This is a genomic window from Pseudomonas sp. MD195_PC81_125, from assembly GCF_014060985.1.
In the GTDB taxonomy this organism is placed as follows: Bacteria; Pseudomonadota; Gammaproteobacteria; order Pseudomonadales; family Pseudomonadaceae; genus Aquipseudomonas; species Aquipseudomonas parakoreensis.
On record NZ_JABULD010000338.1, the window covers coordinates 1 to 2,354 of the forward strand.

General features: G+C 56.1%; 2 protein-coding genes. One reads left to right on the forward strand and one right to left on the reverse strand.

The window, feature by feature from the left end; genetic code table 11:
* Window positions 1-920: OprD family outer membrane porin (locus HT737_RS13925; protein WP_182402925.1), on the reverse strand; the 920-nt coding region annotated here is incomplete at its 3' end.
* Between the two features lie 364 nt (window positions 921-1,284).
* Here HT737_RS13925 and tauA point away from each other — a divergent pair.
* Complete coding sequence (gene tauA / locus HT737_RS13930) at window positions 1,285-2,274, forward strand: taurine ABC transporter substrate-binding protein (protein WP_374011167.1); 990 nt, start codon at window positions 1,285-1,287, stop codon at window positions 2,272-2,274.
* The last annotated feature ends 80 nt before the right edge of the window (window positions 2,275-2,354 follow it).

A 2,354-nucleotide genomic window follows, 5' to 3' on the forward strand; every position in this document is an offset into this window, starting at 1 on the left:
CCTTCAACGGTATACAGGAACAGGCCGCTGTACAGGTTGTTGTCGATCGGACCTTTACCGCTGACATTGCCGACGTAGTTACCGTTGCCGAAGTAGGCGGCGGTGTTGCCGTTGGCGCCGTCGTCGCTGCTGTGGAAGTAGCGGAAGTCAGACTTCAGTACGCCTGGGCCGATTGCCCAGTTGTGAACCAGACCCAGGAAGTGCTGCTTGTAGAAGTCTTCCAGGTTGCCGTAGTAGTACTGGGCAGTCAGGTCCTTGGTGATTTTGTAGTCACCACCGGCGTAGTAGAACTTGTTGCTGTTGGCCACGCGAGCGTTCGCACCGCCAACAGACAGGTTCTCGTTGTTGCTGGAGTTACGCCCTTTCACTGCTTCGATCTGACCAGCGACCAGAGTCAGGTCCTTGATCTCGCCGGAAGTGATCTGGCCACCCTGCCAGGTTTGTGGCAGCAGACGACCGTCGTTGGTCACGATGACCGGGTTCTTCGGCTGCAACGTGCCCAGCTTCAGTTCGGTCTGAGAGATTTTGGCCTTGGCGGTCAGGCCCAGACTCGAGAAGTTATCAACAGCTTCGCCATTGGACTTGCTCGGGAACACTGTGCCACCGTAGGACGTCGAGGTTGCACCGTTGGTGCCGCCGCCCGAATCCAGACGCACGCCCAACAGGCCGATGGCATCGATACCGAAGCCTACGGTGCCTTGGGTGTAACCGGAGATGAAACGCAGATCGAAGCCTTGGCCCCATTCTTCGTTCTTGTTCTGAGCGCCAGCCGCTTTGGTGCCGGAGTCACGGTTATCAGTGTTGATGTAGAAGTTACGCAGCCCCAAAGTAGCTTTGCTGTCTTCGATGAAACCGGCGGCGCCTGCCTGCTGCGCCAAAACCCCTACGGCCACAGCCAGGGCCAAGGTGGACTTGTTCATGTAAAGCTCCTCTCGTTTCTAATTCTTGTGTTCCTGGCCCGGGGTCTGATGCCCTGGATCCTAAGATGCGCGATTAGCGCCAGACCGTGACTGACAAGTCAATCGTAAACTTGTGTGTCTACGACCAAGGTCTAATCGCAGTGATTTGGTCCGTGCAGAGTAAAGATTTCCTGATAAACCCAAAAAGAATTTATTCATTCTTTTTAATATCATTTCGAAATATGGCCAGTATCGTGCCATCTCCGCCGGGAAACAGCGTATCGGCGACTAAGCTCATTCCTAAATGGTATTTGTTAGCCTTTTTTTATATCGATTAGCTTTGGCGCAACCCCGATTCGTCAAACCCTATCGAAAAGGCGACGCCATGATGGCCAAACGCGCACTATCTAGTCAATTTGTTACAGTTTGTGTATCGGCGCTGATTTCTTTTTCCGCCCATGCCGCCAACCTCACCGTTGGCTATCAAACCGGTATCGACCCGAGCAAAGTCCCTCAGGCCGACGGCGTCTACGAGAAGACCATCGGCGAGAAAATCGACTGGCGTCGCTTCAATAGCGGCCCGGAAGTTGTGACAGCCATCGCATCAGGCGACGTACAGATCGGCAACCTTGGCTCCAGTCCTTTGGCAGCGGCCGCATCGCGCAATCTGCCGATCGTCGCTTTCATTGTTTCAGCGCAGATCAACGCCGCCGAGGCGCTGGTGGTGCGCAATGGCAGCAGGATCAATACCCCGCAGGACCTGGTCGGCAAGACCATCGCCACGCCTTTCGTTTCCACTTCCCACTACAGCCTGCTCGGCGCACTCAAGCACTGGGGCCTGGACACCTCGAAAGTCAAAGTGGTGAACCTGCAGCCCGCAGAAATCGCAGCGGCGTGGAAGCGTGGAGATATAGATGGCGCGTTTGTCTGGTCGCCGGCGCTGGGGGAAATCCGCAAGACCGGCAAGACCCTGACCGATGCCGCACAAGTCGGCCAATGGGGCGCACCGACCTTCGAAGTCTGGGTCGCGCGCAAGGACTACGCCGAAAAGCATCCTGAGGTGGTGGCCAGGTTTGCCAAGGTCACTCTAGATGCGTTTGCCGATTACGCCAGCCATAAGGACAGCTGGACAGCAGACTCGGCGCCAGTGCAGAAAATCGCAAAACTGACGGGTGCCAATGCGGCCGACGTGCCGGAGCTGCTGGCCGGTTCGGCCTTCCCGGATGCCAAGGCGCAGCAATCCACCGCACTGCTGGACGGTGGCACGGCGAAAGCGATTGGTGAGACGGCGAAGTTTTTGAAGGAACAGGGCAAGGTCGAGACGGTGCTGCCGGATTATTCGCCGTACGTCAGTGCGAAATTCATCGCTGAGTAAACACAAAACCCTGTAGGAGCTGCCGAAGGCTGCGATCTTTTGACTTTTGGTTTTCTGAATCAAGATCAAAAGATCGCAGC